Source organism: Fictibacillus tiangongensis, assembly GCF_048083785.1.
Taxonomy (GTDB): domain Bacteria; phylum Bacillota; class Bacilli; order Bacillales; family Fictibacillaceae; genus Fictibacillus.
This window is the reverse complement of record NZ_CP182294.1, coordinates 4,080,398-4,104,366: the sequence shown is the minus strand read 5'-3', so window position 1 is coordinate 4,104,366 and position 23,969 is coordinate 4,080,398. Positions and strand designations below refer to the sequence as shown.

General features: G+C 42.0%; 26 protein-coding genes. 15 read left to right on the top strand and 11 right to left on the bottom strand.

From position 1 onward, the window contains the following. The first annotated feature begins 65 nt into the window (after nt 1–65). The 4 genes from ACNJYY_RS21465 (at nt 66) to ACNJYY_RS21450 (ending at nt 5,044) form a co-directional block, all read left to right on the top strand. Nucleotides 66–1,253: a hypothetical protein gene (locus ACNJYY_RS21465; RefSeq protein ID WP_416730073.1), complete on the top strand. Its 1,188-nt coding sequence runs from the start codon at nt 66–68 to the stop codon at nt 1,251–1,253. 14 nt (nt 1,254–1,267) lie between these two features. Further along, nucleotides 1,268–1,855 (top strand): hypothetical protein, encoded by a 588-nt coding sequence (locus tag ACNJYY_RS21460; protein WP_416730072.1) that lies wholly within the window; start codon nt 1,268–1,270, stop codon nt 1,853–1,855. Between the two features lie 378 nt (nt 1,856–2,233). Next, a complete protein-coding gene (locus ACNJYY_RS21455) occupies nt 2,234–4,273 on the top strand; it encodes a catalase (RefSeq protein ID WP_416730071.1) in 2,040 nt (679 codons plus the stop codon). Nucleotides 4,274–4,384: 111 nt separating this feature from the next. Next, complete coding sequence (locus ACNJYY_RS21450; protein WP_416730070.1) at nt 4,385–5,044, top strand: glycosyltransferase; 660 nt, start codon at nt 4,385–4,387, stop codon at nt 5,042–5,044. A 33-nt stretch (nt 5,045–5,077) separates the two neighbouring features. Here ACNJYY_RS21450 and ACNJYY_RS21445 read toward each other — a convergent pair whose 3' ends face one another. Continuing rightward, nucleotides 5,078–5,266, bottom strand: a complete 189-nt coding sequence (locus ACNJYY_RS21445; RefSeq protein ID WP_144696672.1) for a DUF4025 domain-containing protein — start codon at nt 5,264–5,266, stop codon at nt 5,078–5,080. Nucleotides 5,267–5,598: 332 nt separating this feature from the next. Next, nucleotides 5,599–6,750: a GNAT family N-acetyltransferase gene (locus ACNJYY_RS21440; protein ID WP_416730069.1), complete on the bottom strand. Its 1,152-nt coding sequence runs from the start codon at nt 6,748–6,750 to the stop codon at nt 5,599–5,601. A 253-nt stretch (nt 6,751–7,003) separates the two neighbouring features. On the opposite strand from ACNJYY_RS21440, the gene ACNJYY_RS21435 reads away from it, so the two are divergent. Together ACNJYY_RS21435 and ACNJYY_RS21430 are read left to right on the top strand one after the other, a co-directional pair. Continuing rightward, the gene (locus ACNJYY_RS21435) at nt 7,004–7,696 is read left to right on the top strand and encodes a pseudouridine synthase (protein WP_416730068.1); all 693 of its coding nucleotides are present in this window, start codon (nt 7,004–7,006) and stop codon (nt 7,694–7,696) included. A gap of 140 nt (nt 7,697–7,836) precedes the next feature. Next, nucleotides 7,837–9,216, top strand: a complete 1,380-nt coding sequence (locus ACNJYY_RS21430) for a YjiH family protein (RefSeq protein WP_416730067.1) — start codon at nt 7,837–7,839, stop codon at nt 9,214–9,216. Nucleotides 9,217–9,265: 49 nt separating this feature from the next. Here the strand turns inward: ACNJYY_RS21430 and ACNJYY_RS21425 are convergent, their stop codons facing one another. Further along, a complete protein-coding gene (locus tag ACNJYY_RS21425) occupies nt 9,266–9,742 on the bottom strand; it encodes a glutathione peroxidase (protein ID WP_416730066.1) in 477 nt (158 codons plus the stop codon). Between the two features lie 114 nt (nt 9,743–9,856). On the opposite strand from ACNJYY_RS21425, the gene ACNJYY_RS21420 reads away from it, so the two are divergent. Next, nucleotides 9,857–10,348, top strand: coding sequence for an NUDIX hydrolase (locus tag ACNJYY_RS21420; protein WP_416730065.1), 492 nt, complete (start codon nt 9,857–9,859; stop codon nt 10,346–10,348). An 87-nt stretch (nt 10,349–10,435) separates the two neighbouring features. Here ACNJYY_RS21420 and ACNJYY_RS21415 read toward each other — a convergent pair whose 3' ends face one another. Continuing rightward, complete coding sequence (locus tag ACNJYY_RS21415) at nt 10,436–11,116, bottom strand: carbonate dehydratase (RefSeq protein ID WP_416730064.1); 681 nt, start codon at nt 11,114–11,116, stop codon at nt 10,436–10,438. Between the two features lie 263 nt (nt 11,117–11,379). On the opposite strand from ACNJYY_RS21415, the gene ACNJYY_RS21410 reads away from it, so the two are divergent. From ACNJYY_RS21410 to ACNJYY_RS21390, 5 genes are all read left to right on the top strand, one after another. After that, nucleotides 11,380–11,727 (top strand): flagellar basal body rod protein, encoded by a 348-nt coding sequence (locus ACNJYY_RS21410; protein WP_416730063.1) that lies wholly within the window; start codon nt 11,380–11,382, stop codon nt 11,725–11,727. 28 nt (nt 11,728–11,755) lie between these two features. Beyond that, nucleotides 11,756–12,400, top strand: coding sequence for a PspA/IM30 family protein (locus tag ACNJYY_RS21405; RefSeq protein ID WP_416730062.1), 645 nt, complete (start codon nt 11,756–11,758; stop codon nt 12,398–12,400). Nucleotides 12,401–12,487: 87 nt separating this feature from the next. Then, a complete protein-coding gene (gene liaF / locus ACNJYY_RS21400; protein WP_416730061.1) occupies nt 12,488–13,219 on the top strand; it encodes a cell wall-active antibiotics response protein LiaF in 732 nt (243 codons plus the stop codon). Then, the gene (locus ACNJYY_RS21395) at nt 13,216–14,277 is read left to right on the top strand and encodes a sensor histidine kinase (protein WP_416730060.1); all 1,062 of its coding nucleotides are present in this window, start codon (nt 13,216–13,218) and stop codon (nt 14,275–14,277) included. Before liaF ends, ACNJYY_RS21395 begins: the two co-directional genes overlap by 4 nt. Next, on the top strand, nt 14,252–14,881 hold the full coding sequence (locus ACNJYY_RS21390; RefSeq protein ID WP_416730059.1) for a response regulator transcription factor: 630 nt from the start codon (nt 14,252–14,254) through the stop codon (nt 14,879–14,881). The genes ACNJYY_RS21395 and ACNJYY_RS21390 overlap by 26 nt, the downstream gene beginning before the upstream one ends. Before the next feature lie 3 nt (nt 14,882–14,884). Here the strand turns inward: ACNJYY_RS21390 and ade are convergent, their stop codons facing one another. From ade to ACNJYY_RS21360, 6 genes are all read right to left on the bottom strand, one after another. Then, entirely contained in the window at nt 14,885–16,621 is a 1,737-nt protein-coding gene (ade, locus tag ACNJYY_RS21385) for an adenine deaminase (protein WP_416730058.1), read from the bottom strand. A gap of 99 nt (nt 16,622–16,720) precedes the next feature. Beyond that, nucleotides 16,721–16,915, bottom strand: coding sequence for a YwbE family protein (locus ACNJYY_RS21380; protein WP_066399319.1), 195 nt, complete (start codon nt 16,913–16,915; stop codon nt 16,721–16,723). Continuing rightward, nucleotides 16,915–17,091, bottom strand: coding sequence for a hypothetical protein (locus tag ACNJYY_RS21375; RefSeq protein ID WP_171005587.1), 177 nt, complete (start codon nt 17,089–17,091; stop codon nt 16,915–16,917). Before ACNJYY_RS21375 ends, ACNJYY_RS21380 begins: the two co-directional genes overlap by 1 nt. An 11-nt stretch (nt 17,092–17,102) precedes the next feature. After that, on the bottom strand, nt 17,103–17,597 hold the full coding sequence (locus ACNJYY_RS21370) for a hypothetical protein (protein ID WP_416730057.1): 495 nt from the start codon (nt 17,595–17,597) through the stop codon (nt 17,103–17,105). Between the two features lie 468 nt (nt 17,598–18,065). Next, on the bottom strand, nt 18,066–19,460 hold the full coding sequence (locus ACNJYY_RS21365) for a dipeptidase (protein WP_416730056.1): 1,395 nt from the start codon (nt 19,458–19,460) through the stop codon (nt 18,066–18,068). Between the two features lie 23 nt (nt 19,461–19,483). Next, a complete protein-coding gene (locus ACNJYY_RS21360; RefSeq protein WP_416730055.1) occupies nt 19,484–19,951 on the bottom strand; it encodes a hypothetical protein in 468 nt (155 codons plus the stop codon). Between the two features lie 113 nt (nt 19,952–20,064). On the opposite strand from ACNJYY_RS21360, the gene proC reads away from it, so the two are divergent. From proC to ACNJYY_RS21345, 3 genes are all read left to right on the top strand, one after another. Further along, nucleotides 20,065–20,874 carry a pyrroline-5-carboxylate reductase gene (proC, locus tag ACNJYY_RS21355; protein ID WP_416730054.1) on the top strand — a complete coding sequence of 270 codons (810 nt, stop codon included), beginning with the start codon at nt 20,065–20,067 and terminating at the stop codon, nt 20,872–20,874. Then, nucleotides 20,875–21,990 (top strand): DEAD/DEAH box helicase, encoded by a 1,116-nt coding sequence (locus ACNJYY_RS21350; RefSeq protein ID WP_416730053.1) that lies wholly within the window; start codon nt 20,875–20,877, stop codon nt 21,988–21,990. It begins immediately after the preceding gene. Nucleotides 21,991–22,159: 169 nt separating this feature from the next. After that, nucleotides 22,160–23,251 carry a fatty acid desaturase family protein gene (locus tag ACNJYY_RS21345; RefSeq protein ID WP_416730052.1) on the top strand — a complete coding sequence of 364 codons (1,092 nt, stop codon included), beginning with the start codon at nt 22,160–22,162 and terminating at the stop codon, nt 23,249–23,251. Nucleotides 23,252–23,410: 159 nt separating this feature from the next. On the opposite strand, the gene ACNJYY_RS21340 is transcribed toward ACNJYY_RS21345, so the two are convergent. Beyond that, nucleotides 23,411–23,968, bottom strand: coding sequence for a hypothetical protein (locus tag ACNJYY_RS21340; RefSeq protein ID WP_416731933.1), 558 nt, complete (start codon nt 23,966–23,968; stop codon nt 23,411–23,413). Nucleotide 23,969: the final 1 nt, after the last annotated feature.

Below are 23,969 nucleotides of genomic sequence, written 5' to 3'. Positions count from 1 at the left end.
ATTAACCCTCTAATCTATTTATATAGCAACAAAATAAAGAATTGAAAAAGAAAGGATGTACGCCCATGAGTAATTCTAGAATTGCTGCAGTTGATGTAGGTAACGATTCACTAAAAGGAATTTTCGGTACATTAGAACATGAATTAAACATCCCTAACGTAATTGCTAGAGATATTGAGGATCGTCCTGTAATCGGGATTGAGGAGTTAGACAGCAAAGATCCTTTAGAAGGCATACATATTCGAGTTCACTCCCCTGCCCTTAAAGAAAACAATGTCATTTATCGTGTTGGTCAGCTTGCTGCTAAGAGCGATAACTCTGCTGAATTAGATCCAGGAAGCAGTAAATCAGAAGAAGATCAAACATTGATCATGCTTTTTGCTGCATTAGCTCTTGATGCTGTAAATGAAGACAATGCTAAAACATTTACGAAAAACAACAATGTGATCGATACAAGCTATATTTTAGGAACGGGTCTTCCTCTACGAGAAGTAAAAGAAGGTAAGGATGCTGGATATCGTTCAAAACTATTAGGATCTGTTCACCAAGTAGAATTCCTAGTAACACCTAAATACCAAGGAATTAAAGTTAACTTAAAGTTTGAAGAAGTAAAAGTGTATCCTGAAGGTTTTGCTGCTTTTATTAACCTTGTTATGGATAACGATTTAAACATTACTAATAAAGATCTGATTGACAAGCCTATCCTTATCCAAGATATCGGCGGCCTGTCTACAGATATCGCAGTTATTAAAAATAGAAACGTTGATGATGATAAAGCTCAAGGATTTAACCTTGGTGTTTCTGAAGCGCTAGAGCAAATTAGAGAAGAAATCCGTTCTAAGCATGGCGTGGAATTAGACAGCCGACGTGATGTAGTAGATATCATTACGAAAAAGACGAACCGCAACCACATCATGGTACGTGGTAGCCGTACGAGTGTTCATGACATCACGGACCGAATTTTAGTAGACTTGGCGAAAAAGCAATACCGTCTTCTTCGCAACGTTTGGCAAAAGAATTCGCAAACTGAAATCTGCTATTTTGTAGGTGGAGGATCTGCGGTACTTAAAGATTATATTAAGACGTTAAATAATAATCTGGATGGCTACAACATCGACTTTTTTGAAGATGAAAAAGAAAGCATCTGGATGATGGCAAACGCTTATTATAAGCTGATTTCTGATCACTTAAGAAGAACTGCACCTAAAGAGAAAAAGAGCGAGGATAAAGACAAAAAAGCCGTTAAAGCTTAAACAAGGGTGATGAAATGGACAAAAAAGCATCCAATGAGATTACAAGAGGTAAAACGATAGCTTTTCGTATCCCCTCTGACACCCCAGATCACGTCATCAAAGAGCTTCAAAAGCTGAAAGAGACGGAGAGGCGCAATTTTTCGAGCAAGATCTCAGAGTATGTTCTTCAAGGTGTGGGACAAGACATCCAAAGAGATCGAGAGACGATTACGATACCGTTGCCGAAAAATTTAAGTAAGATGCAGCGTGATTGGTTGAAGCATGAACATTCAGAGGCCTTGTTAGGCAATATTTTGTATCAGCTTATATCCAATCCTGTAAGAACAGCATCTTTGCTTGCGGCTTTAAACAGCAACGCAACCGATATTGATCAGGCCCTATATCTGCAGGAAGATGTAGAGCGTGAAGAGAATTCATTGGATCAGTATGAAAATCGAGTTGAGACCGAACGATCAGCCGAAGATTTTGACGATGATGACCTCAGTCAATTCGATTGGAACAGTGCTAAGCGAGATGAGCCTGAAGAAAAAGATGAAACAGAAAGTCCGGAGCAGGAAATGGAAGATCTGCTTGGGGATTTCCTGGCACATATGAATAAGTAACTAGAAAGCGCAGCTGAGCAATCAGCTGCGTTTATTTATTATTAATGGGAGCTTTCATGCTACGGGGTATGTGAGAGAAATTAAGCTGCGTAATTTGTCGAGGATTGTAAACTTGCGGATAAACCATTAAAACTTTTGGATTGAGCTAATAATCTTGTGGATAAACAGCCGAAATTTCTGGATTGCGTAACAAAACTTCTGGATTGAAAGTCGTGAATACCCACATAGGTATATGAAACGAACAGCTTCGGTACACGAAACGGCAACTATTTTCCCTTTGAAGGAGTAGAACTTTTATAAAAAATCAGTTTGCTTCCGTCACAGGTAGGGAAAGGTCTCTTTATGATGTGAAAATACATAATGGAGAGGATTAGTTAAATGAGCGATCAGAACAAAGTGAACGGCAACAGCAAGAATGAACAGCTGGAACAGTATCGTGCAGATGACAAAGGCAAAAAGTTAACGACCAATCAAGGGTTAAAAGTTGCTGAAGACGAATTCTCGCTAAAAGCGGGAGAACGTGGTCCAACACTTATGGAAGATTTTCATTTCCGGGAAAAAATGACTCACTTTGATCATGAACGAATTCCAGAGCGTATCGTACATGCTCGTGGATTCGCAGCTCATGGTGAGTTTGAATTATATGAGTCTTTAGGAGAATTTACGAAAGCAAATTTTTTAAATGATATCTCTAAAAAAACACCAACGTTCGTCCGTTTTTCAACTGTAGCTGGTTCACGTGGATCTGCTGAAACGGTGCGTGACGCGCGCGGTTTTGCAACGAAATTTTATACAGAAGAAGGAAACTACGATCTTGTTGGAAACAACATTCCGGTTTTCTTTATTCAGGATGCGATTAAGTTTCCTGATCTTGTCCATGCGTTAAAACCAGAGCCTCATAACGAGATGCCGCAAGCAGCAAGCGCGCATGATACGTTTTGGGACTTTGTAGCCAACAATCAAGAGTCGGCGCATATGGTGATGTGGGCGATGTCTGACCGAGCGATTCCACGCAGCTTTCGTATGATGGAAGGGTTCGGCGTTCACACGTTCAGGCTTGTGAATGACGAAGGAAAAGCGCATTTTGTGAAGTTTCACTGGAAGCCAGTCTTAGGAACACATTCACTCGTGTGGGATGAAGCACAAAAAATTTCTGGGAAAGATCCGGATTTCCACCGAAGAGATCTTTGGGAATCGATCGAAAATGGGGATTATCCTGAATATGAACTAGGACTTCAGATCATTGCGGAAGAAGATGAATTCAACTTTGACTTTGATATCCTAGATCCGACGAAATTGTGGCCAGAAGAGGATGTACCGGTAAAAATTGTCGGCAAGATGACGTTGAACCGTAACGTGGATAACGTTTTTGCCGAAACAGAGCAAGTTGCATTCCATCCGGGACATGTTGTACCAGGAATCGACTTCTCAAACGACCCACTATTACAAGGACGCTTGTTCTCTTATACGGATACACAACTTTCTCGTCTTGGAGGACCAAACTTCCATGAACTTCCGATCAATCGACCTGTATGTCCGTTTCATAACAATCAGCGTGACGGAATTTCAAGACATACGATCAACAGAGGGCAAGTGAGCTATCACAAGAATTCACTTGCAGCGAATACGCCGTCACCTACTCCTGAAGCAGAAGGCGGATATGTTCATTATCAGGAAAAAGTAGACGGAAGAAAAATTAGAAGCAGAAGCGAGAGCTTTAAAGACCATTTCTCTCAAGCCACTCTTTTCTGGAACAGTATGAGCGAGCCGGAAAAACAGCATCTAAAGAACGCTTTTAGTTTTGAGCTGGGTAAAGTGAAGAGCAAATCCGTACAACAGCAAGTCGTAGATATGTTTGGCAACGTGAGCCTGGAGCTTGCGACTGCTTTTGCAGAAGCGATTGATGCGGTACCTCCTCAAGGTGAAGGTTCTACGGTTACAAAGTCTTCACCAGCTTTAAGCCAGCTGAATACGGTAAAAAGCCCGAAAACAAGAAAAGTGGGAGTAATTGTTGGATCGACTGTAAGCAGTGAAGCAGCAGAAATCCTGCAATCGTTAAAAGAGAGCGGCATTCAAGGTGAATGTATCAGTGATAAGCTAGGTAAACGAATAGCGGATGATGGATCTGAACTAGAGATCATGCATACGTTCTTGACTGCAACTTCTGTTATCTTTGATGCGATATACGTTGTAGGTGGAAGTAATGATGCAGCGTTTAAGAAGAATGCTCTGCACTTCGTTAATGAAGCTTTCGCACACTATAAACCGATCGGTGGTACTCATGAAGGTCAGCAGTGGCTGAATGAAGCAGAACTGACCGGACAGCCTGGTGTTGTGAGTGGAGATGGAAAAGACGATTTCGTACAGAACTTTACGGAAGCTATTTCCGTTCACCGCCATTGGAACCGTCAAGTATAAGAACGTAAGAACAGTGAGCCTAAGTGTTCACTGTTCTTTTTTTGTGTCTTAGGAATGAAATGGTGACAACGATACAAACTACATATGAAACTAACATGAAGGAGAGTTCATATGTATAGAAAAATATTAAGCTTGATTATGGTGCTTGCCATAGCGTTTCCGGTTTTCACTTCACCTTTACATGCAGAAGCAAAGACAAAACAAAGAGTGCAGGCACCGTGTTTTAACCAGAATGCGATTGATCTGTATTCGTTGCAAAGAAGACTGTGGAAAGACCATGTTTATTGGACGAGAAGTTACATTGTGAGTGCTACTGAAGGTGCTAAAGATCAAGACGCCGTGTTGAAGAGGCTATTGCAGAATCAAACCGATATTGGTAACTCGATCAAGCCGTATTATGGAGATAAAGCCGGGAACGAACTCGGAAAATTATTAACAGAGCACATCGTGATCGCAGGCCAATTGGTGGATGCCGTGAAAAAAGGCGATACTGCAAAAGCAGCGACAATTAATAAAAACTGGTATCGTAACGCAGATGATATAGCCAAATTTATGAGTAAGGCGAATCCAAACTGGTCAGAGCAACAAGTCAAAGAAATGCTTTACACACATTTGAAGTATGTAAGTGATGAAGCTGTTGCAAGGCTTAAAAATGATTATGCTGGAGAGATTGCGATCTTTGATAAGAACAAGAACCATATGGTGATGTTTGCCGATGAAATAACGAATGGCATCATGAAGCAGTTTCCAGACTCATTTAGAACATCATAAGAAAAAGCCTCTCGGCAATGAGAGGCTTTTTTGCTACTTATCCTTTTTTTCTTTTTTGTTCTGTTCTTTTTGATCAATCGTACCTTGATTAAATGTATCGTTGATCTGCTCGTGAACGGTTTCTAATTCCTTATCTGTCTTTGATTTGTTTTTCTTATCAAGTTCGAAGTTTTTCTCTGCGATGTCTTCTGACTGCTTTTGTTTATCTGTTTTGTCACTCATGAATGATTACCTCCTATTTTAGAAAAAGGGTCTATTTATCCTTTTCCCTCTCAGTTTTCCCTGAAACATGCTGAATTAAAATAGCCTTATCCGATGATGGATAAGGCTTGTGGTATAAAAGCTGTTTTCGAATTCATTGTTGCTTTTGGAAGTAGTTGATTTCCGTTGCAGATGCTCGCTTTCCGCGGGGCAGGCGGTGAGCCACATTCGTACGTTACCGTATAAGTGTCTCACCTGCCCGCCTGTCCCGCAGGAGTCTCGCACCTTACACTCCAATCAACTGTCAAAGGAGAAAGGCTCAGAAAGAAAACAACTTTTAGAAAAGAGCTCTTTTAAAAGAAATCCAGGAAAGCTGCGGGCTTATTTGTAATGATTTCTTCAAATCGTTCAGTGTTTTCTTGGTTACCTTTGATTTTTCCGCATGAAAATAAAAACTGGGGCTTTTGTGAGCCTAGAAGTGCTGCCGCCAGCGTTTGTACATCCATAGCTAATGCTTCTGATACAGTCTCTGATTCCCTCGTGATGCCATTTGTATCGATTGTGAACGTACCGTTGTTCCATTCCGCTTTTTCATCTGTTATGGATAGTGTAAGACTGCCTTCTACGTTCTTAAATGGATATTGCTTTAGAAAGCTTTCTACATCCACTATACGTGCCATGAAGTAGGGATAGCGTTCTTGGTGGATCCGTGGATTGTTCAATAAAAACGGAAGCTGATCATTAGATGGTGCGATGATTTTTACTTTTTCTACCATCGAATCGTGTTGACAGATGAAATTCCATAGCGCACGCCGTGCATCATCGCTGACATAGACAAACTCTTGAACATCCAGCAATTTATCTGCGACTTTGCAGCATAGGTATCCCTTAGGTTCTCCGTTTTCATCTTTATAGAGGATCCGGTTATAGCCTTCTGTAAATACATGATTGTTCCACCAATAGTCTGTACGAACAAGCAGATGATTGTATGTACGGAACCAACCTTCGTAAACCGTATTTAGTAACTCATTTCCGTCCTTCTCCGTTAACCTGGATATGGTTCCAGGGACATCTTCATATCGCACGAGATCACTTTTGTTGAGTGTATATTTGTTCACTGAGGCTGTGAGCTCCCAGCCGAAACGACGATAAAACTGGATATTGAAAGGGTGAAGCAAGCTGATGCTTTGACCGTTCTCCTTCATTCGTAAAAGTGCATGTTGTAAGAGACGGGTGACTGATCCTTTTCGGCGATGTTCTGGCCAAGTAGCTACACCTGCGATTCCACCCATCGGAAAACGCTGATTTTCAATAGAGATCTCCAAAGAGTGAATGTGAAGTTTAGAAATAAGCTCTTCGTTTTCAAACTCTCCCCAGATTTCCTGTCTCTTCATCATTTCATACCGTTTTGGCAGATCTTCTTTTTTTACGATGTACTGAAAAGCATATTGAGAAAGCTGAATGGATTTTTCAAATTCTGATTCTGATAATACTTTAAGTTCCATGTTAAAATGACCTCCCTTTACTTCTTCCATACTACAAGTTCGCCGAGAGAGTTGAAAAGGATTTCACTAAAAAAAGTTTTTGTTGATCCTTTTTTTAAGATTAAAGCATGCAGAAACGCTCTAAATAAAAATGGTAGTATGAATAGAGAAGTGAAAAATAATGGATATTTATAAAAACTATCGAAATTATATTCATTTGGAGTTATAATTATAAATCGTTGTGCATATTCACAACGTTGAAGTGAGGATTAGCATGCGCATTCATAAATATATTAGTTTAACGGGTTTTTGCTCTAGAAGAGAGACGGATCGGCTGTTGAAGAGTGGCCGAATTTCTATAAATGGAAAGATCGCCAATAAAGATAGTTTTGTACTGGATATGGATACTGTCCTTATCGATGGGAAAGTTATTCCTCAAAAAACGTCAGCGGTATACCTTGCTTTTAATAAACCAGTGGGAGTCACGACCACATCTAATCCTGAGATTGACGGAAATATTTTAGAGTATATCGATCTATCAGAGCGCGTATTTGCCGTTGGAAGGTTAGATAAAGCTTCTCAAGGCTTGATTTTATTAACGAATGACGGAGAGTTAGCCAATCGTATTTCGCAGGCGGACTATGGTCATGAGAAAGAATATGAAGTGACGGTCGATCAACCTGTTACCGAGTTGTTTCTTCAAAAAATGGCTCAAGGCGTCTTCATTTTAGATTCAATAACAAAACCTGCGAAAACAGAGTGGATAAGCAAATATGTTTTTCGCATCACGCTAACGCAAGGACTAAACCGGCAGATTCGGCGTATGTGTAAAACGCTAGGGTATGAAGTTGAGAAGTTAGAGCGTATACGCATTATGAATATACATCTTCATGCATTGGAACCTGGAAAGTGGCGGTATTTAAGGGATGATGAGCTTAGCGATCTGAAAAAAGGTTTAGAGATTTAATAAAAAAGGAAAGAAAAACTAGTATTTTATAAGATTCCTAGCATTTCTTACAATATTGCGAAAATTGCAGAATAAACATATACTTGGAAATGGAAAGTGTATGAAAGCGCTTTACATCGTAGGAAGAGAGGCATAAGATTATGGGTTTACCAAAGCAACAAATGGATTATGAAATGAAGCAAACGAATTTCTCTAGTTTGATTAAATTTATTGTTCCGTCTTTGATCGGTATATTTTTATTTATGATTCCTATCTCATATGATGGGGAAATCACAATACCTGTAGCGATTTTAGCAGGAATGTTGCAGGATGGAATAGGTGCATACATTCCAAAAATCATGACCGCTATCATCGCGATTACGGTCGTAGGTTCTTTAGGAACATACTTTTTTAAGCCTAAAGCCATTGTAAATCAACCGTTTCTAAATACATTGTTCAACGTGAATATCGTATGGCAATTGATTCGTGTAATAGGACTAATTTTTGCTGTGATGACGTTGTTCAAGCTTGGACCGGAAGCCGTATGGTCCGAAAATACAGGCCAGCTTCTACTCTTTGATTTGATTCCTGTATTGTTTTCCGTGTTCTTATTTGCTGGACTGTTCTTACCGCTGTTATTCAACTTCGGGCTGTTAGAACTTTGTGGAGCGCTACTCGTAAAAGTGATGCGCCCTGTATTTAAACTGCCTGGACGTTCTTCTATCGATTGTTTAGCATCATGGCTTGGAGATGGAACGATCGGTGTTCTTTTAACAAACAAGCAGTATGAAGAGGGCTATTATACGAAGCGCGAGGCAGCTGTTATCGGCACGACGTTCTCTGTCGTATCCATAACGTTCGCGATTGTTGTTCTTGCTCAGGTCGATCTGGCACACATGATCGTTCCTTATTATTTAACGGTCGTATTAGCAGGGCTCGTATGTGCGATTATTATCCCGCGCATCCCGCCACTGTCTAGAAAGCCTGATACGTATTATGAGGGCGCAAAAGAAAATGTAGCAGATGAAGTGATTCCAGAGGGTGAGACACCTTTTCGATTTGGTCTGAAAAAGGCGGTTGAACGCGCTGATCAAAATAAAAAAGCGGCACCGTTAGTAAGAGAAGGTTTTCAGAACGTCCTTGATATGTGGATGGGCGTTGTGCCAATCGTAATGGCGATCGGAACATCTGCACTGATGGTAGCAGAGTTCACGCCTTTCTTCACTTACCTGGGCGCACCTTTTGTACCAATCTTAGAGTTCCTGCAAGTTCCATATGCATCAGATGCAGCACAAACGATTGTAATCGGATTTGCAGATATGTTCCTTCCTTCTATCATCGGAGCAGGAATTGAGAGCGAACTGACTCGTTTCGTAATCGCGGCAATGTCAGTCATCCAATTGATCTATATGTCTGAAGTTGGCGGATTGCTGCTAGCTTCAAAGATTCCTGTTAACTTTAAAGAATTAGTTATTATCTTTTTCTTGCGCACATTCATCTCACTTCCGATTGTTGTGGGAATGGCACACCTTATGTTTTAAAAGAAAAGCTGTTCAGAGATTCGTTTCTCTGAACAGCTTTTTTGAGATTCTATAAAAGTTCTTGTATATGTTTTTCAATGGTTTCAGGCTTGTCTGTTGGTGCAAAGCGCTTTACGACTTGTCCGTTTCGGTCTACTAAAAATTTGGTAAAGTTCCATTTGATCGCTTTAGATCCCAAGATGCCAGGTGCTTCAGCTGCTAAGTATTTAAAAAGAGGATGCGCTTGGTCGCCGTTTACGTCAACTTTTGCAAACATCGGAAAGTTAACGCCATAGTTCAACTCGCAGAACTCCATAATCTCATCACTAGATCCAGGTTCTTGCGCTCCGAATTGGTTACATGGAAATCCAAGTACAGATAATCCTTGCTCTTTGTGGCTCTCATAAATGGATTGAAGTCCTTTGTATTGAGGGGTAAAACCACATTTGCTTGCCGTATTAACAATTAAAAGTACATCGCCTTTGTAAGAGTCTAGGTTGGTTTTCTCGCCTTTGATCGTTTCAACTGAAAAATCGTATACAGACATTTTCTCAAACTCCTTATTTTCCGTTTTTTAATAGTGTAACGGTAAATGGAACGGCTTTCACTGAAAATGCTCGAAGTGGTAAAATAAGGAGCTAACAAAAGGGGGAAGATAAAAATGGACGCAGTGTTTCATGTGGAACATCAAGTTTTTAATTACCGTGTGGCTGCCGTAATGATTAAGGAAGGTCGCGTGCTTATGCATCGAGCGAAAGCAGAAACAAATTGGTCTTTACCTGGGGGACGCGTGAAGCTTGGTGAAGATGCCAAGTCAAGCTTACAACGGGAGATGAAAGAAGAACTGGATTTGAAAGTGACTGTTGATGGTTTCTTATGGACAGTTGAAAACTTTTTTACATATGCAGAAAAAGAGATTCACGAAGTTGGATTATATTTTAAAATCACAGCAAAAAAACCGTTGCCGCTTCATGATGGTGAGGAATTTACTGTGTTAGAAGCAGATCGACTTGTCTTTAAGTGGGTCGCGTTGGAGGAGTTAGACGAGTATGTGTTGTATCCTCAAGTGGTGAAGGAAAAGCTGAAGGAATGTTCTTTTGAGCCGGATTATTTTTTAGTAGACCAATCTTCTGTAGTGGGTAACCGTTCTTAAATGATACGAGAAAAAGAAAACAAGGTAAGCAGCGAGGTTAAATTGTGTTTGACCTTACGCTGCTTAACTTATTTTTACTCCTGTTTTTTAATCCGATTCTTCTTCACTGCTGTTATTGTTGTAAGCCAATCCACAAGAACATCGAGAATCACCGAACAAAAGATGATAAGCAGCTGGAAACTCCTGATTGACTACCTGTACGCCGCGTGCAAACTCTTTTACGTCAGTAGGTACGCGGGAGAGTGCATCGGCTTTCTTTTGAGAATCGATATATGCTCCAGGCGGGACGAACCGATTCTTCCGTATACGGACCCCGTTCGTTACTACTGCATTGTAGGAAATAAAGCTTCCTTTCTCCACCGTAGCGTTATAAACGATCGCCTTAAAGCCTACGAATACCTTTTCTCCGATAAAACACGGCCCATGTACGAGAGCTCCATGCGCGACAGAGACCTCATTGTCGATATAAATGGAATACTTTCGGCCATCTACTTTGACGAATTGATTCGTCAATCCATGAAGAATGACACCATCTTGAAGGTTCGTATTAGAGCCAATATAAAATGGTGTGCCTTCATCTGCGCGAATACTCACAAGTGGTGCGACATATACGTTCTCTTGTATCCTTACATCCCCGATTACGCTTGTAAATGGACTTAAGAATGAACTTTGATCAATGGTTGGTGAAACTTGAATTGGATTAAATGTCGTCTTAGGATTAGGGCTAACGAAAGGTTGAAAGCCATCTCCGCAATCATTGTGTTTCAAAACTATCCACCCCTTATATTTTATCTTCTCAGCGTATGCAGAGAAGAAAGAAGTGGAATCTGGTACTAAAAACCAATACTAGTCTGAAGAGATATGGATTGAATCTATGTCAGTGTCCACCCCGCTTGTACAAAGTGGGGTTTTTGTATTTGTGTGGGGTCAGACCCCACTACGCCTCGAGGCTTATATAAAGATACAGCTACGGCCAGTTTTGAGAAAATGCTGAGGGAGGTAAGCTAAAGATACGAAAGGAGGAAGCCAATATGAAAAAATTAGGCTTGCTTGTAGTTGGAGGAATTGCAGCAATCGTTTTGATTGCAAATCTTGGTCCGATGGTTGGTCTTGGGATCGGTCTAGCTGTTATGTATTACGCATTTAAGAAGGCGATGGCTGCGCAAAGTGGTGGAAAGAAATTTTGGTGGGGTGCTCTATCGGTAGTAGGGCTTATTGTATCCGTTAGCAACCTTCCTGCGATATTAGGTGCTGTCGCGATCTACGTTCTTTACGTGGTCTATAAGAAATGGAATCAATCAGCGGTATTAAATGAGAACGACAGCAATGACCCTTTCACCAACTTTGAAAGAGAATGGGCAAAACTTAAAAATAGCTAAAAACAAACGTTAAAAGGAGCGAATCATTATGAATTTATTTGAACGCATCAAAAACTCAATCTCAGCAGATGTACATGAGCTTTTAGATCAAAAAGAGGATAAGAATCCTTTATCTCTTCTGAACCAATATTTAAGACAGTGTGAGTTAGAGGTGAACAAAGCTCATAAATTAGTAGAACGTCAGCAGCTGTTAAAAGATCAGTTCGTACGTGAAATGGAAGATGCTGAGGCAAGAGCAGCTAAGCGTGCGCATCAGGCTGAAATCGCTCAACAAGCGAACGAACAAGAGCTGTATCAGTTCGCAGTCCAAGAAAAAGAACAGCATGCATTACGAGCAGCGAACTTAAAAGAGTCGACGCTTCAAGCAGAAAAGGATCTTGTAGAGCTTGAACAAAAGTATGAGCAGATGAAACATAAGCTAAAAGATATGCAGATTAAGCGCATGGAATTGATGGGGCGTGAAAATGTAGCACGTGCTCATCAGAAGATGGACCGTGTGATCGATCCGTCTCAATCCATGAAAAAATCGGCTTTCCGTTTTGATGAGCTTGAACATTATATGGATCATCTTGAACAGAAAGTAAACGCTGATTACCAAGCAAGTTCAATGGACGCGAAGCTAGCTAAACTTGAAAAAGATTGGAAAAAAGAAGAATCATCTACTACCGTTTAAGGCAGTATATGATACGATAAAATAAGAGACAAGGCGCAAATTGCTGCGCCTTTTACCTCGTTTATGACAGAAAGTGAGTGAGTGCAGATGCTGAATCGGAAAAGAAGTGATTTCATAAGTTGGGGGCTTTTATTAGCGGTGGTCTTGGTGTTATTAGAAGCGACCTTAAACGGAGGAGGAATCTTATTTTCCCTCTTATTAAGTGCTGCACTCCTGTTTTTTGGACGAAAACGAATGCCGAAGCGCTCAGGCAAGATCATGTTCTGGCTCGGTGTTTTCATTGCTGTCATGAACGTATTAAGCATGTTTACCTTTAAGCTCTTGTTAGTAGCAATCGTCATCTATGTCATCTATGAATTTTATCAAACGAAACAAAATCCAGTTTTCGTGGCGCCTCAGGTCGAAGAGGTTTCGACCAGGTCACAAGACGATGTATACAGAAAAGAAACGCTGTTAAAAAATATCTTGCTAGGCACGCAACAAACACCAGAACATGTGTATGAATGGAACGATATTAACATTCAATGTGGTCCTGGTGATACGATCATCGATTTAAATCAGACCATCTTACCTGATGGGGAATCGGTTATTATGATCCGCGGTACGATTGGAAATATCACGATCTATGTTCCTTATGAGATGGAGGCGGCAGTCAGCCATTCTATGATCATGGGGAATTCAAGGATCTTTGACCGAAATGAATCGAAACTGTTCAACCAAACCCTTTTTTATCGAACAAAAGGGTATGGAGAAGCGGATAAAAAAATAAAAATTGTTACAAGTATGTTTGCCGGGAGTTTGGAGGTGAAACGGGTATGAGTACTGTTTTACGTCATATGTTCTCCGGTATCGTAGCAGCATTTGCTGTAGCGATTGTCTTAGGATCGATTGTTTACACGATATTTCCGATCGATAACTGGGATTTTTTATTACAGAAAACCCTGCTTGATATCCCTGTAGCTTTTGTTCTACCCTTTTTAGTGTTCATCATGGGCGCTTTCTTTGGTTTGAATTCGGGCATCACGTCTCGTAAACAACTAAACTCTATCAATCGAACACTGAAATCCATTGAAGACGGAAGGCAAGTAGATATGAAAGAAGTTGACAGTCTTGAGTTGCGAACGATCACGAAACGGATGGAAGGCATTCAAAGGCAGTTAGGAGAAAAAATTCGCCAGTCCCAAAAGATGGCTACCGAAAAAGCTGTAGATCAAGAAAAGCGGATCCAAGAGATTATTTCCCAAGAAAGAAATCGTTTAGCGAGGGAACTACATGACTCTGTTTCGCAGCAGCTTTTTGCAGCAAGCATGATCATGTCTGCTATAAATGAAACACGAAGAGAAGAAGACACACGTGAAACCAAACAGTTAAAGCTTGTTGAAGAAACGATTCATCAGACACAGCTTGAGATGAGGGCACTGCTTCTGCACCTTCGTCCCGCTGCATTAAACGGAAAATCATTGCAGAAAGGAATGGAAGAGCTTTTACAGGAGCTTCTGCAAAAGGTACCGATTGAGCTAAAATGGAAGATTGAAACGATTCCTCTTGCTAAAGGAGTGGAAGATCACCTGTTTCGTATTCTTCAAGAATCGGTGTCGAACATTTTAAGGCATGCACAGGCAAATAAAGCGCAGATCTTGCTCGTCCAAAGAGAAGATCTGATTATCCTTCGCATTGAAGATGATGGTGTAGGCTTTAAGATGGATCAAGAAAAAACTGGTTCTTATGGACTTCAGAACATGCATGAACGGGCTGCAGAAATTGGCGGTACGCTTAAGATTGTGAGTTTGCCAGGCGAAGGAACGCGGCTTGAAGTGAAAGTACCTATTTTAAAAGCGGGAGATGACGGGAATGATCAAAGTATTATTAGTGGATGATCATGAGATGGTGCGTATCGGGGTTTCGGCTTACCTTTCTGCGCAGCCTGATATAGAGGTAACGGATGAGGCTGAGAACGGAAGAGTCGCGATAGAGAAGGCACTAGCATTGAAACCGGACGTAATTTTAATGGATCTTGTTATGGATGAGATGGATGGAATTGAAGCAACACGAGAGATCACCGGGGCATGGCCAGAAGCGAAGATCATCGTTGTTACAAGTTTTCTTGATGATGAGAAGGTATATCCTGCACTCGAGGCGGGGGCTTCCAGCTATATGTTAAAAACGTCAAAAGCGAGTGATATCGCTCAAGCTGTTCGCGATACGTATCATGGGAAATCTGTTCTTGAGCCGGAAGTAACCGGGAAGATGATGAGCAAGATGCGTAAAAAACAGACGCGCGAGCCACATGAAGAGCTGACTGCGCGCGAGATGGAGATTCTTCTGTTGATGACGAAAGGAAAGACGAATCAAGAAATTGCGGATGATCTGTTCATCGCTTTAAAAACGGTCAAAGTACATGTGAGTAATATATTGAGCAAGCTGGATGTTCAAGACCGTACACAAGCTGTTATCTATGCCTTCAACCATTCACTCGTGTAACACTTACTCTGCCTGAACAGAGATATGCTGAAAGGTTTTGAAATCAAAAAGTCCGAGATCTGTGAGTTTGATTTCCGGAATTACAGGAAGTGTTAAGAAGGATAAGGTCAGGAATGGATCAAAATCTCCGCTGAAGCCAATCTCCTCTAACTTTTCTTTTAAGTGAATGATTCGGTCGTTGACTTCTGTAAATGGTCGATCTGACATCAACCCGGAGATGGGAAGCGGGACAGACGTGAGAACTGCTCCGTTTTTCACGATTACATAGCCTCCTTGCATCTTGCGGATGGCCTCGATCGCGACCAGCATATCCTCGTCATTTATTCCGGCAACGACTAAGTTGTGCGAATCATGGGCAACAGTTGAAGCAATCGCACCGTTCTGAATAAGCAGTCCTTTTACGACGCCGAGTCCAATGTTTTCAGTCTTGTTGTGACGTTCGATCACAGCCATTTTTAATAAATCGTTCGTGGTACATGGTGTAAATTCTCCGTTTTCTGCCGTTGCATCAAAAATTTTCTTCTTGGTAACGATCTGGTTCGGGATGATTTCGATCACATGCATTGGCTTACCGTCGGTTATAGGAATAGAAAGCTTATCGGTATCTATCATCGTCACGTTTACCGACTTTGTTAAAGCGGCTGGAGGCTGTGCTCGTCTAGATTCTGATCCTTTGTACTTCCCGTTCTGTGCGACCAATTTTCCTCCTGCAAAAACATCTGATATGGTGATGGAATCCAAATTCTCAAGCAAAAGAAAGTCTGCTTTGTAACCTGGAGCGACAGCGCCTTTTTCTTTTAAACCGTAACATTCGGCTGCGTTCAAGGTTGCAAGCTGAATCGCTTGCAGAGGATCCATACCTTCTTGAATAGCGAGCCTCACGTTATGATCTACGCTTCCTTCTGCTACTAAATCATCCAGGTGTTTGTCATCTGTACAGAATAAAAAGCGACGAGCGTTTTTCGGTGTTACAGCTGTTATGAGCGCTCTTAAATTTTTAGCTACAGATCCTTCACGTATTAACACGAACATCCCTCGAGAGATTCGATCTAGTGCTTCATCCTTTGTCGTACATTCGTGGTCTGTCGTAATCAGTGAGGAGCGATAGACATTGATGCCATTAGTGTCTAATCCTGCTGCGTGGCCATCGATCATGCCCCTTTTGGACGCTGTTGAAATGATTTTTTGAAGCATATCCACGTCTCCTCTAAAAACAGCAGGAAAATCCATGACTTCCGCTAAACCGAGGACACGTGGATGAGTTAAAAAGGGTTCTAAGTCAGACGCTTTTAAAACAGCACCTGCGTTCTCAAAAGGAGTTGCAGGAACTGATGAAGGAAGCATCACTCTGACGTCGAGAGGAAGCCCTTCAGACTGATCCAGCATAAAAGAGATGCCTTCAGCTCCTGAAACGTTACCGATCTCATGAGGATCTGTTATAACCGTTGTAACACCATGTGCGAGCAGCACTTTGCTGAACTCTGCCGGCGTCACCATAGATGATTCAATGTGCACATGACCGTCGATGAATGCAGGGGATATGAATTTACCCGCTGCATCAATTGTTTCATGTCCTTCATACTCCCCCATACCCGCAATATAGCCATCAACGATCGCTACATCACCTTCAATGACATCAAGGTTAAACACATCAATGATTTTTCCGTTTTTTATTACAACATCTGCTGGCATTCTTTTTGTGCTAACATCAATTCGTTTTTTTAGAGCATCTATGTTCATAAAGTGATCTCCTTTAAAAAATCTATCCACTAGTATACGGATATCCAATGTATTCCATGTACAGAAAAAACGGTCCCGAGGAGGTGACCGTTTTCGTAGTTATGCATTCAGAATGTCAATGACTCTTCCGACCTGGCCGTCTTCAAGGCGCACCTTGATGCCATGTGGATGAGTAGGTGAGTTCGTTAAGATATCTTTTACGATACCTTTTGTTTTCTTGCCAGAACGCTGATCTGCTTTTAAGATCACGTTCACGGGAAGACCAGGGGTGATATTTGCTCGTTTACGATGCATTAAACACCTGTTCTCCGCGCTTGGTTGTTTGCTTTTTTTGTTTGTTGATTTTTTAGCTGGTTGGCCACTTTCACAGGACCCTTGCTGAATGATCCGCCTGATTGCTGTGCTTTCTTCTCAGCTAAACGTTGCTTTGCAATTTCTTGAAAGCTTAACTTCTTTTTCTCCTCAGCCATCTTCGTCACCTCTATTTTTTCTTTTTAAAATCTGCTTCTTTTAAATAACCTTCTGCTTCTGCATATGTTTCAAATGCAGCTTCCAGTGCATCATCTTCATCAAAGATGAACCACATGCCATCTTCACCTACGAGGCGAATCTCCTCGTGGCTGTGGCTGTACCAGTGTTCTTCTTTACGTTCTTCGTCATCCGAACGATCTTTCTTCGGCTGCTGCCAGCCGTGTTTTTTCGATAGAAATTCCATAGATTCTTGGATCAAAGCGATCAGTTCTTCTGCTTCGTAGTCTCGGATGTTTACGTAGCCTTTTTCGTTTTTTACGCTTTGTGGCAGGTGTCCGCCATAAACGAAGCCGTTTCCGTTCGGGTGAAGGTGGTACACGACGATTTTTTTGTCTTGTACACTTTCTTCAAAGTGGAAGTTCAAGCGGCCAAGGGATACCTCGTGCATTTCGAGCTCTGGGAAGTTTTCTTCGATTAAAGCAATTTTATCTTCAAATGAAAGCATGTTTATACTCTCCGTTTCTTTGTTGTGATTGGTTGATTATATCACACTGGAAGAGAAAAACGAAAATGCCTCTTGTGGGAAATTCTGTGTTGTTCGTGGGTGAGTTGATCTCCGTTTAAGGTGCTTCGCTTTCCGCGGGGCAGGCGGTGAGCCCCATTCGAACGTTTCACGTCTAAGTGTCTCACCTGTCTAGTTGCAGTGGCTAGCCCCTCGAGGTCAAAAGTTAAATAGACCATGAAGGCAAAGACCGCCCTCCTTGTCTATTCACCTTTTGCTTGTCGGGGCTGGACGAGCCACTTCCACTTTTAGACTGCCCACCTGTCCCGCAGGAGTCTCTCACCTTCCACTCCAATCAACTTGCTTTGGTGTCAAAGGATTTCAGGGCTTTTTCAGAGACTAATCCATTCATTCAACATACAAATAAAAAGAAAAGCTGACAAGATTTCTTTCCTGTCAGCTTCATCTGTTTTATTTTGTTGTTGTTTCTTTTTGGATGGATTTTTCGAGTTCGAACCAATAGTCTGCTAGTGTTTCCATGCCTTTGTCGAAGTTTTCGAGATGGAAATGTTCGTTTGGTGCATGGAAGTTTTCTGTTGAGAGTCCGAAGCCCATTAATACGACTGGGATGTTCAGCATTTGATCGAACGTTGCTACGATTGGAATGGACCCGCCGCCACGTGTGAACGCTGTTGGTACACCGTACACTTTTTCATAAGAACGTGCAGCTGCTTGGATGGCTGGGTGATCGAACGGCGTTACGTATGGAGCACCTTTATCAAACAGAGTAACCTTCACATCAATGCCTGCTGGCTTATGCTTTTCAATGTGCGCTTTTACTTTTTCGATGATTTCATCCGGCTCTTGGTTTGGTACGAGTCGGCAGCTAATTTTCGCGTGTGCTTTTGCAGGGATAACAGTCTTGATTCCTTCACCTTGGAACCCTCCCCATACGCCGTTTAACTCTAAAGTAGGGCGGGCCCACGTACGTTCGATGTGAGAGTAACCTTCTTCACCTGTTAGTTCTGTTACGCCTAGCTGATTCTTAAGCGCTTCTTCTGTTAGAGGAAGAGCGCGGAACGCTTCTCTTTCTTCTTCTGTTAGTTCTTGAACATTATCATAAAAGCCATCTACTAAAATACGTCCGTTTTCATCACGGAACGATTGCAGAAGCTCTGTGATCGCGTGTAATGGGTTCTGGACGGCACCACCATATAGACCAGAATGCAGGTCACTGTTCGGTCCTGTTACATCCACTTGCATCGCACACATACCGCGAAGGCCATAGCAGATCGCTGGTTTTCCACGATCCAGCATACCCGTATCAGAAATAACTATAACGTCTGCTGCCAGTAAATCTTTATTTTCCTCAATAAACTTCGGAAGACTCGGACTGCCGATCTCTTCTTCACCTTCGATACAGAACTTGAAGTTAAGAGGCAGTGTGCCTTCTGATTTCAATATGGCTTGTAAAACTTTTACGTGCATGAACGTTTGACCTTTGTCATCTGAAGCTCCACGCGCGTACAGTTTGTTATCGCGGATGGTAGCTTCATAAGGCGGAGACTCCCATAGCTCTATCGGATCAACAGGCTGTACATCGTAATGACCATAAACGAGTACAGTCGGTTTGCCTTCTGCTTTTAACCAGTCTCCATAAACAACAGGATGCCCATCTGTTTCATAGATTTTTACGTTGTCCATTCCGGCATTCGTCAGGCTATCTGCAATCCATTCTGCACCTTTTCGAACGTCTTCTTTGTGTTCAGGCAGTGCACTGACACTTGGAACAGCAAGCCAGTCGGTTAACTCTTTTAAATGTGTGTCGCGATTTTCTTTTAAGTAATTGACGATTTTATCTGTCATAGCAAAAATCCTCCTTATGTACGTTAAGTTCTACTTCCTAGTTTAATGGAGTTCAGCTCGGAAATGAAATATTCTTTATCTTCTTTTTTCAAAATCTGTTGAGCTGCTTGTAGCGCAAGATTGTAGAATTCCTCCATGCTCGCTTCATCTTCTTTTACTAGATATGCACGTGCAACTGCTTCATACGCGAAAGCGAGGTCAAAATCGGCTATGCTGTGTTCTAAACAGAGTTCAAGAGATTGTTTTCCGTGGAACATTGCTGACTCGCTCATGTTTAGAATGGAATATACTCTTGAGAGCTGCCATTCTCCTCGAGCAAAGTGAAGAGGTTCCCCGATTTGTCCCCAATGAAAGCGAGAGGCGTGAGCGGTATGTATCATTTCTAAGTCATTTTCATTCGTACGGTCTTTCTTTTCGATCAAGTCCCACGTTTTATTGAAATTATCTACAGCTTGCTTTCGATGCCATTCTTTTAGAGTTAACTTCTCCATCCATTTCACACACCTTATGTATTTGTGGTTTACTAAAGGTAAAGCTATCGGTATGAGTATTCTGTATAAGTGAACATTTCCCTTTATAAAAGATAGAAAGAAGTGCATAGAGTATGGAGAAAAAAATAGGTTTTATCGGTTTTGGAAAGATGGCGCAGGCGATGGCAGGAGGTATGATCAGTTCGGGTTTGATCAGTCCTGATCAGATTATCGCGAGCATGCGAACGGAAACGACACGTCTGTATGTCGAGAAGCAATTTGGTATCCACACGTTCGCTTCTAATAGTGATGTTGCAAAAGCGGCAGACGTGCTGTTCCTTGCTGTAGCACCATATTCCTATCTTGAAGTGATTGAAGAGGTAAAGGAATTCGTAAAATCTGATGCGATCATCGTAACGATCGCAGCGGGGATTACAACGGAGGACGTAGAGCAGGCTTTCGGCAAACAAGTGAAAGTGGTACGTACGATGCCGAACACACCATCACTTGTTGGAGCGGGAATGACGGCTGTTTCTGTTAATGATGTGATAACGGATGATGAACTAAAGGCGGTTGAGAAGTTGTTAGGCAGCTTCGGAAAAGTAGAGGTGATTGTCGAATCTCAGATGGATGCGATTCCTGCGATCAGCGGTTCTTCGCCGGCTTACGTGTACATGATGATTGAGGCGATGGCAGACGGAGGCGTCGTACAAGGTTTGTCGCGCGATCAATCTTATCGTTTAGCGGCACAAGCGGTTTTAGGAGCAGCCCAAATGGTGCTTGAAACCGGAAAACATCCTGGCGAGCTAAAAGATCAAGTAACGTCACCAGGTGGCGCAACGATTGCGGCCGTCGCAACGCTCGAGCAAGAACGCTTTCGTGGTGCAGTGTTAGCGGCGATGGAAAGCTGCACAGAAAAAGTAAAGAAATTGGGGAAAAAGTAGATGGGCTTTAAAGAACTAGGTATTCATGATGAATTGATAGATATTTTGCTTCAAAACGGAATCGGTGAACCTACGCCTATTCAAAAGGAAACGATTCCTGTCATCTTAGAAGGTAAGGATGTTGTGGGACAAGCTCAAACGGGTACGGGAAAGACACTTGCTTTCGTGCTTCCTCTTCTGCAAAAAGTTGATGCTGAACGTGATGCCGTTCAAGGATTGATCGTTGCACCGACACGTGAACTTGCCATTCAGATCACTGCTGAAGTACGCAAACTTACAGAAGCTCTCGGTGAGATCAACGTGCTCGCTGTTTACGGTGGGCAGGACGTGATCGCGCAGATGTACAAGCTAGAAGGCAAGGTACATGTTGTTGTCGCGACACCTGGAAGACTGCTCGATCATATTCGCCGAGAGACGATCGACTTATCTCATGTTTCAACGTTCGTGCTAGATGAAGCGGATCAGATGCTTCACATCGGATTTTTAGATGATATTGAAGACATTATGTATGAGGTGCCAGAAAATCGTCAAACGTTACTTTTCTCTGCGACGATGCCTGATGAAGTAAAGAAGCTGGCTGAAACGTATACAAACGACCCTCAAGATATTCATGTGAAAACGAAACAGATAACGTTAAAAGAAATTCGCCAGCGAATCGTGGAAACAACAGATCGAGGGAAGCAGAATGATCTTGTTCAAACGATCAGACTTCTGCGTCCTTTTCTAGCGATTATTTTTTGCCGAACGAAAAGAAGAGCCAGCAAGTTGAACGAAGCTTTGCAGAATATGGGTTACAATTCTGATGAACTGCATGGTGATCTTTCTCAAGCGAAAAGAGAAGACGTGATGAGGCGATTTCGTGAAGGAGAGATTCAGTTTTTAGTAGCTACGGATGTAGCAGCACGTGGTCTGGATGTTGACGGTGTAACACATGTTTTTAATTACGACATCGCGCTCGATGCTGAAAGCTACATTCATCGAATCGGTAGAACTGGGCGTGCTGGCGGAAAAGGACTTGCAGTTACGTTCGTTGCGCAAAAAGACCGTCGTTTGCTGCAAATCATCGAACGAGAGACGAATCAAAAGTTGAATGTGTTAAAACTTGAATATATGTAAGATTATTTTATAAAAAAGTGGGCTATCCTTCAGGATAGCTCCTTTTTTTGTGGGTACATAATACCAACTATTATTACCTGGTAACAAAAATAGTTGCTTCATAAAACAAACCTTGTTACGATTGTATTGTACGAGAATTCGAAAGAGTCAGATTAGAGGAGTTGAGCAAATGAAAGATTTACAATCGTTTGGCTGGTATGCAGCAAAGATTGCTCCAAAGCTGCCGAAAGAAGCCTTTAAGCCAGTGCCTTCAAGATTATGGGGTGGGCTTGTCTACTTATTGATCGCAATCGCCGGTATTTTAGTTATCGGGTTATTGAATAATCTTCACCCTTGGTTAGGGATTGGAATCGCCGTTATATTAGGAACGTGTTTCGCGGGAATGGGCTTTTTAGGTCATGAGATCCTGCACGGCACAGTGATACGGAAGCCGTGGCTTCGTGACTTTTTAGGAGCCGTAGCTTTCTGGCCGTTAAGTGTTGGACCGAAGCTTTGGAGAAAGTGGCACAATACGACGCATCACGTACACACACAGCATGATGGGAAAGATCCGGATGCGTGGCCAACGCTAGAGAACTTGTCTCACAAACCATTGCTTCAAAAAGTGTACAAGCTTCCGATGTGGATGCGTTCGATCGTAAGCTTTGCTTTCTTGTCTGTCTCGTTTACGCTGCACGGACTTTTCATGTTCAAACGATTTATTACAGAATTCAAACCGAGTAATCGTCCGTCTGTTTGGATTCAGCTGTTATTGCCGTGGGCGATGTGGCTAGGATTGTTAGCATGGCTCGGACCAGTTAAATGGTTCTTTGCGGTATTGTTGCCGTTGTTGATCGCAAACGCGATCGTAATGAGCTATATTTCAACCAATCACCGCTTGAACCCAATGACAAACGTGAACGATCCCTTAGCGAACAGCTTAACGGTAACTGTTCCAAAATGGATCGATGTGATTCATTTTAATTTCTCTTACCATACGGAGCATCATTTGTTCCCAGGTATGAGTCCAAAATATTACCCGCTCGTGAAGAAGCACATTAAAGAGATGTGGCCAGAGCGCTATCACGAGATGCCGCACTGGAAAGCACTTGTGGAGTTATGGAAGACACCGCACGTGTACTTTAATCAGACTCAGTTTGTAGATCCAGCACCCGGGAATTTGTATCCTTCACTTGGTTATGGGATGAATGAGACGGAAACTGTGGAAGAACAGAAGCAAGAACGAAAGCCAGTGAACCGCACGTCGAAAAGCATCCATTAATTTGGGTGTTTTTTTTGGTTGGTGTGGGAGTGGGTTTTGTGATTGGACAGATTAACTGCTGAATTGGACAGATTATACTCAAGATTGGACAGATTACGGCCTCAATTGGACAGATTATACATGCAATCGGATAGATTCCCCAATCAATTGGACAGATTCTTATTCCTGAAGGTCTTTTAGAGAGCTTAAATCATACGTTCGCCCTCTTGTTGCACCTGTATAAGGCATTTTCATAGATACTAAGAGCTTGGATGCTACCGAAATAGAAGAAAGCTTCAGAAAATCACGTGCTTGCTGGTTGGTTATCGTATTTTGGATGAAAAGAGAGTAATCTTTGAGCGCTCTTATGTGGGGATTCCTGCTTGAATGTGAACAATGCGGACAATTCCAGGTACGATAGCCTTTTTTCATATCGAAACCCAAACAACCCTCACACTGCACCCCCTTCATAACCATCTCTTTACTAATCTTATACCGCTCCATTACATCTACATCCCGCGGAGTGTGGTCCTTAATCAATCGCCGGGTGATCTTGTTCATCACATCTCCAGCAACAATGACATGCTGTTTATACTTTCGTTGAAGCTGCCGGATACGGTCTAGCAGCTGAACACTATGAATCACTTTTTTCGATATACGGCTCGACACATCGTTCGTTTTCAAAACAGATTGGGAATGAGTCATAACAACGAGGGTCTCGATTGGAACTGAGGGCAAT

What these genes read in the sequence shown, in the direction of transcription:
- ACNJYY_RS21465 (WP_416730073.1), top strand. Translation starts at nt 66, where the DNA reads ATGAGTAATTCTAGAATTGCTGCAGTTGATGTAGGTAACGATTCACTA.
- ACNJYY_RS21460 (WP_416730072.1), top strand. Translation starts at nt 1,268, where the DNA reads ATGGACAAAAAAGCATCCAATGAGATTACAAGAGGTAAAACGATAGCT.
- ACNJYY_RS21455 (WP_416730071.1), top strand. Translation starts at nt 2,234, where the DNA reads ATGAGCGATCAGAACAAAGTGAACGGCAACAGCAAGAATGAACAGCTG.
- ACNJYY_RS21450 (WP_416730070.1), top strand. Translation starts at nt 4,385, where the DNA reads ATGTATAGAAAAATATTAAGCTTGATTATGGTGCTTGCCATAGCGTTT.
- ACNJYY_RS21445 (WP_144696672.1), bottom strand. Translation starts at nt 5,266, where the DNA reads ATGAGTGACAAAACAGATAAACAAAAGCAGTCAGAAGACATCGCAGAG.
- ACNJYY_RS21440 (WP_416730069.1), bottom strand. Translation starts at nt 6,750, where the DNA reads ATGGAACTTAAAGTATTATCAGAATCAGAATTTGAAAAATCCATTCAG.
- ACNJYY_RS21435 (WP_416730068.1), top strand. Translation starts at nt 7,004, where the DNA reads ATGCGCATTCATAAATATATTAGTTTAACGGGTTTTTGCTCTAGAAGA.
- ACNJYY_RS21430 (WP_416730067.1), top strand. Translation starts at nt 7,837, where the DNA reads ATGGGTTTACCAAAGCAACAAATGGATTATGAAATGAAGCAAACGAAT.
- ACNJYY_RS21425 (WP_416730066.1), bottom strand. Translation starts at nt 9,742, where the DNA reads ATGTCTGTATACGATTTTTCAGTTGAAACGATCAAAGGCGAGAAAACC.
- ACNJYY_RS21420 (WP_416730065.1), top strand. Translation starts at nt 9,857, where the DNA reads ATGGACGCAGTGTTTCATGTGGAACATCAAGTTTTTAATTACCGTGTG.
- ACNJYY_RS21410 (WP_416730063.1), top strand. Translation starts at nt 11,380, where the DNA reads ATGAAAAAATTAGGCTTGCTTGTAGTTGGAGGAATTGCAGCAATCGTT.
- ACNJYY_RS21405 (WP_416730062.1), top strand. Translation starts at nt 11,756, where the DNA reads ATGAATTTATTTGAACGCATCAAAAACTCAATCTCAGCAGATGTACAT.
- liaF (WP_416730061.1), top strand. Translation starts at nt 12,488, where the DNA reads ATGCTGAATCGGAAAAGAAGTGATTTCATAAGTTGGGGGCTTTTATTA.
- ACNJYY_RS21395 (WP_416730060.1), top strand. Translation starts at nt 13,216, where the DNA reads ATGAGTACTGTTTTACGTCATATGTTCTCCGGTATCGTAGCAGCATTT.
- ACNJYY_RS21390 (WP_416730059.1), top strand. Translation starts at nt 14,252, where the DNA reads ATGATCAAAGTATTATTAGTGGATGATCATGAGATGGTGCGTATCGGG.
- ade (WP_416730058.1), bottom strand. Translation starts at nt 16,621, where the DNA reads ATGAACATAGATGCTCTAAAAAAACGAATTGATGTTAGCACAAAAAGA.
- ACNJYY_RS21380 (WP_066399319.1), bottom strand. Translation starts at nt 16,915, where the DNA reads ATGCATCGTAAACGAGCAAATATCACCCCTGGTCTTCCCGTGAACGTG.
- ACNJYY_RS21375 (WP_171005587.1), bottom strand. Translation starts at nt 17,091, where the DNA reads ATGGCTGAGGAGAAAAAGAAGTTAAGCTTTCAAGAAATTGCAAAGCAA.
- ACNJYY_RS21370 (WP_416730057.1), bottom strand. Translation starts at nt 17,597, where the DNA reads ATGCTTTCATTTGAAGATAAAATTGCTTTAATCGAAGAAAACTTCCCA.
- ACNJYY_RS21365 (WP_416730056.1), bottom strand. Translation starts at nt 19,460, where the DNA reads ATGACAGATAAAATCGTCAATTACTTAAAAGAAAATCGCGACACACAT.
- ACNJYY_RS21360 (WP_416730055.1), bottom strand. Translation starts at nt 19,951, where the DNA reads ATGGAGAAGTTAACTCTAAAAGAATGGCATCGAAAGCAAGCTGTAGAT.
- proC (WP_416730054.1), top strand. Translation starts at nt 20,065, where the DNA reads ATGGAGAAAAAAATAGGTTTTATCGGTTTTGGAAAGATGGCGCAGGCG.
- ACNJYY_RS21350 (WP_416730053.1), top strand. Translation starts at nt 20,875, where the DNA reads ATGGGCTTTAAAGAACTAGGTATTCATGATGAATTGATAGATATTTTG.
- ACNJYY_RS21345 (WP_416730052.1), top strand. Translation starts at nt 22,160, where the DNA reads ATGAAAGATTTACAATCGTTTGGCTGGTATGCAGCAAAGATTGCTCCA.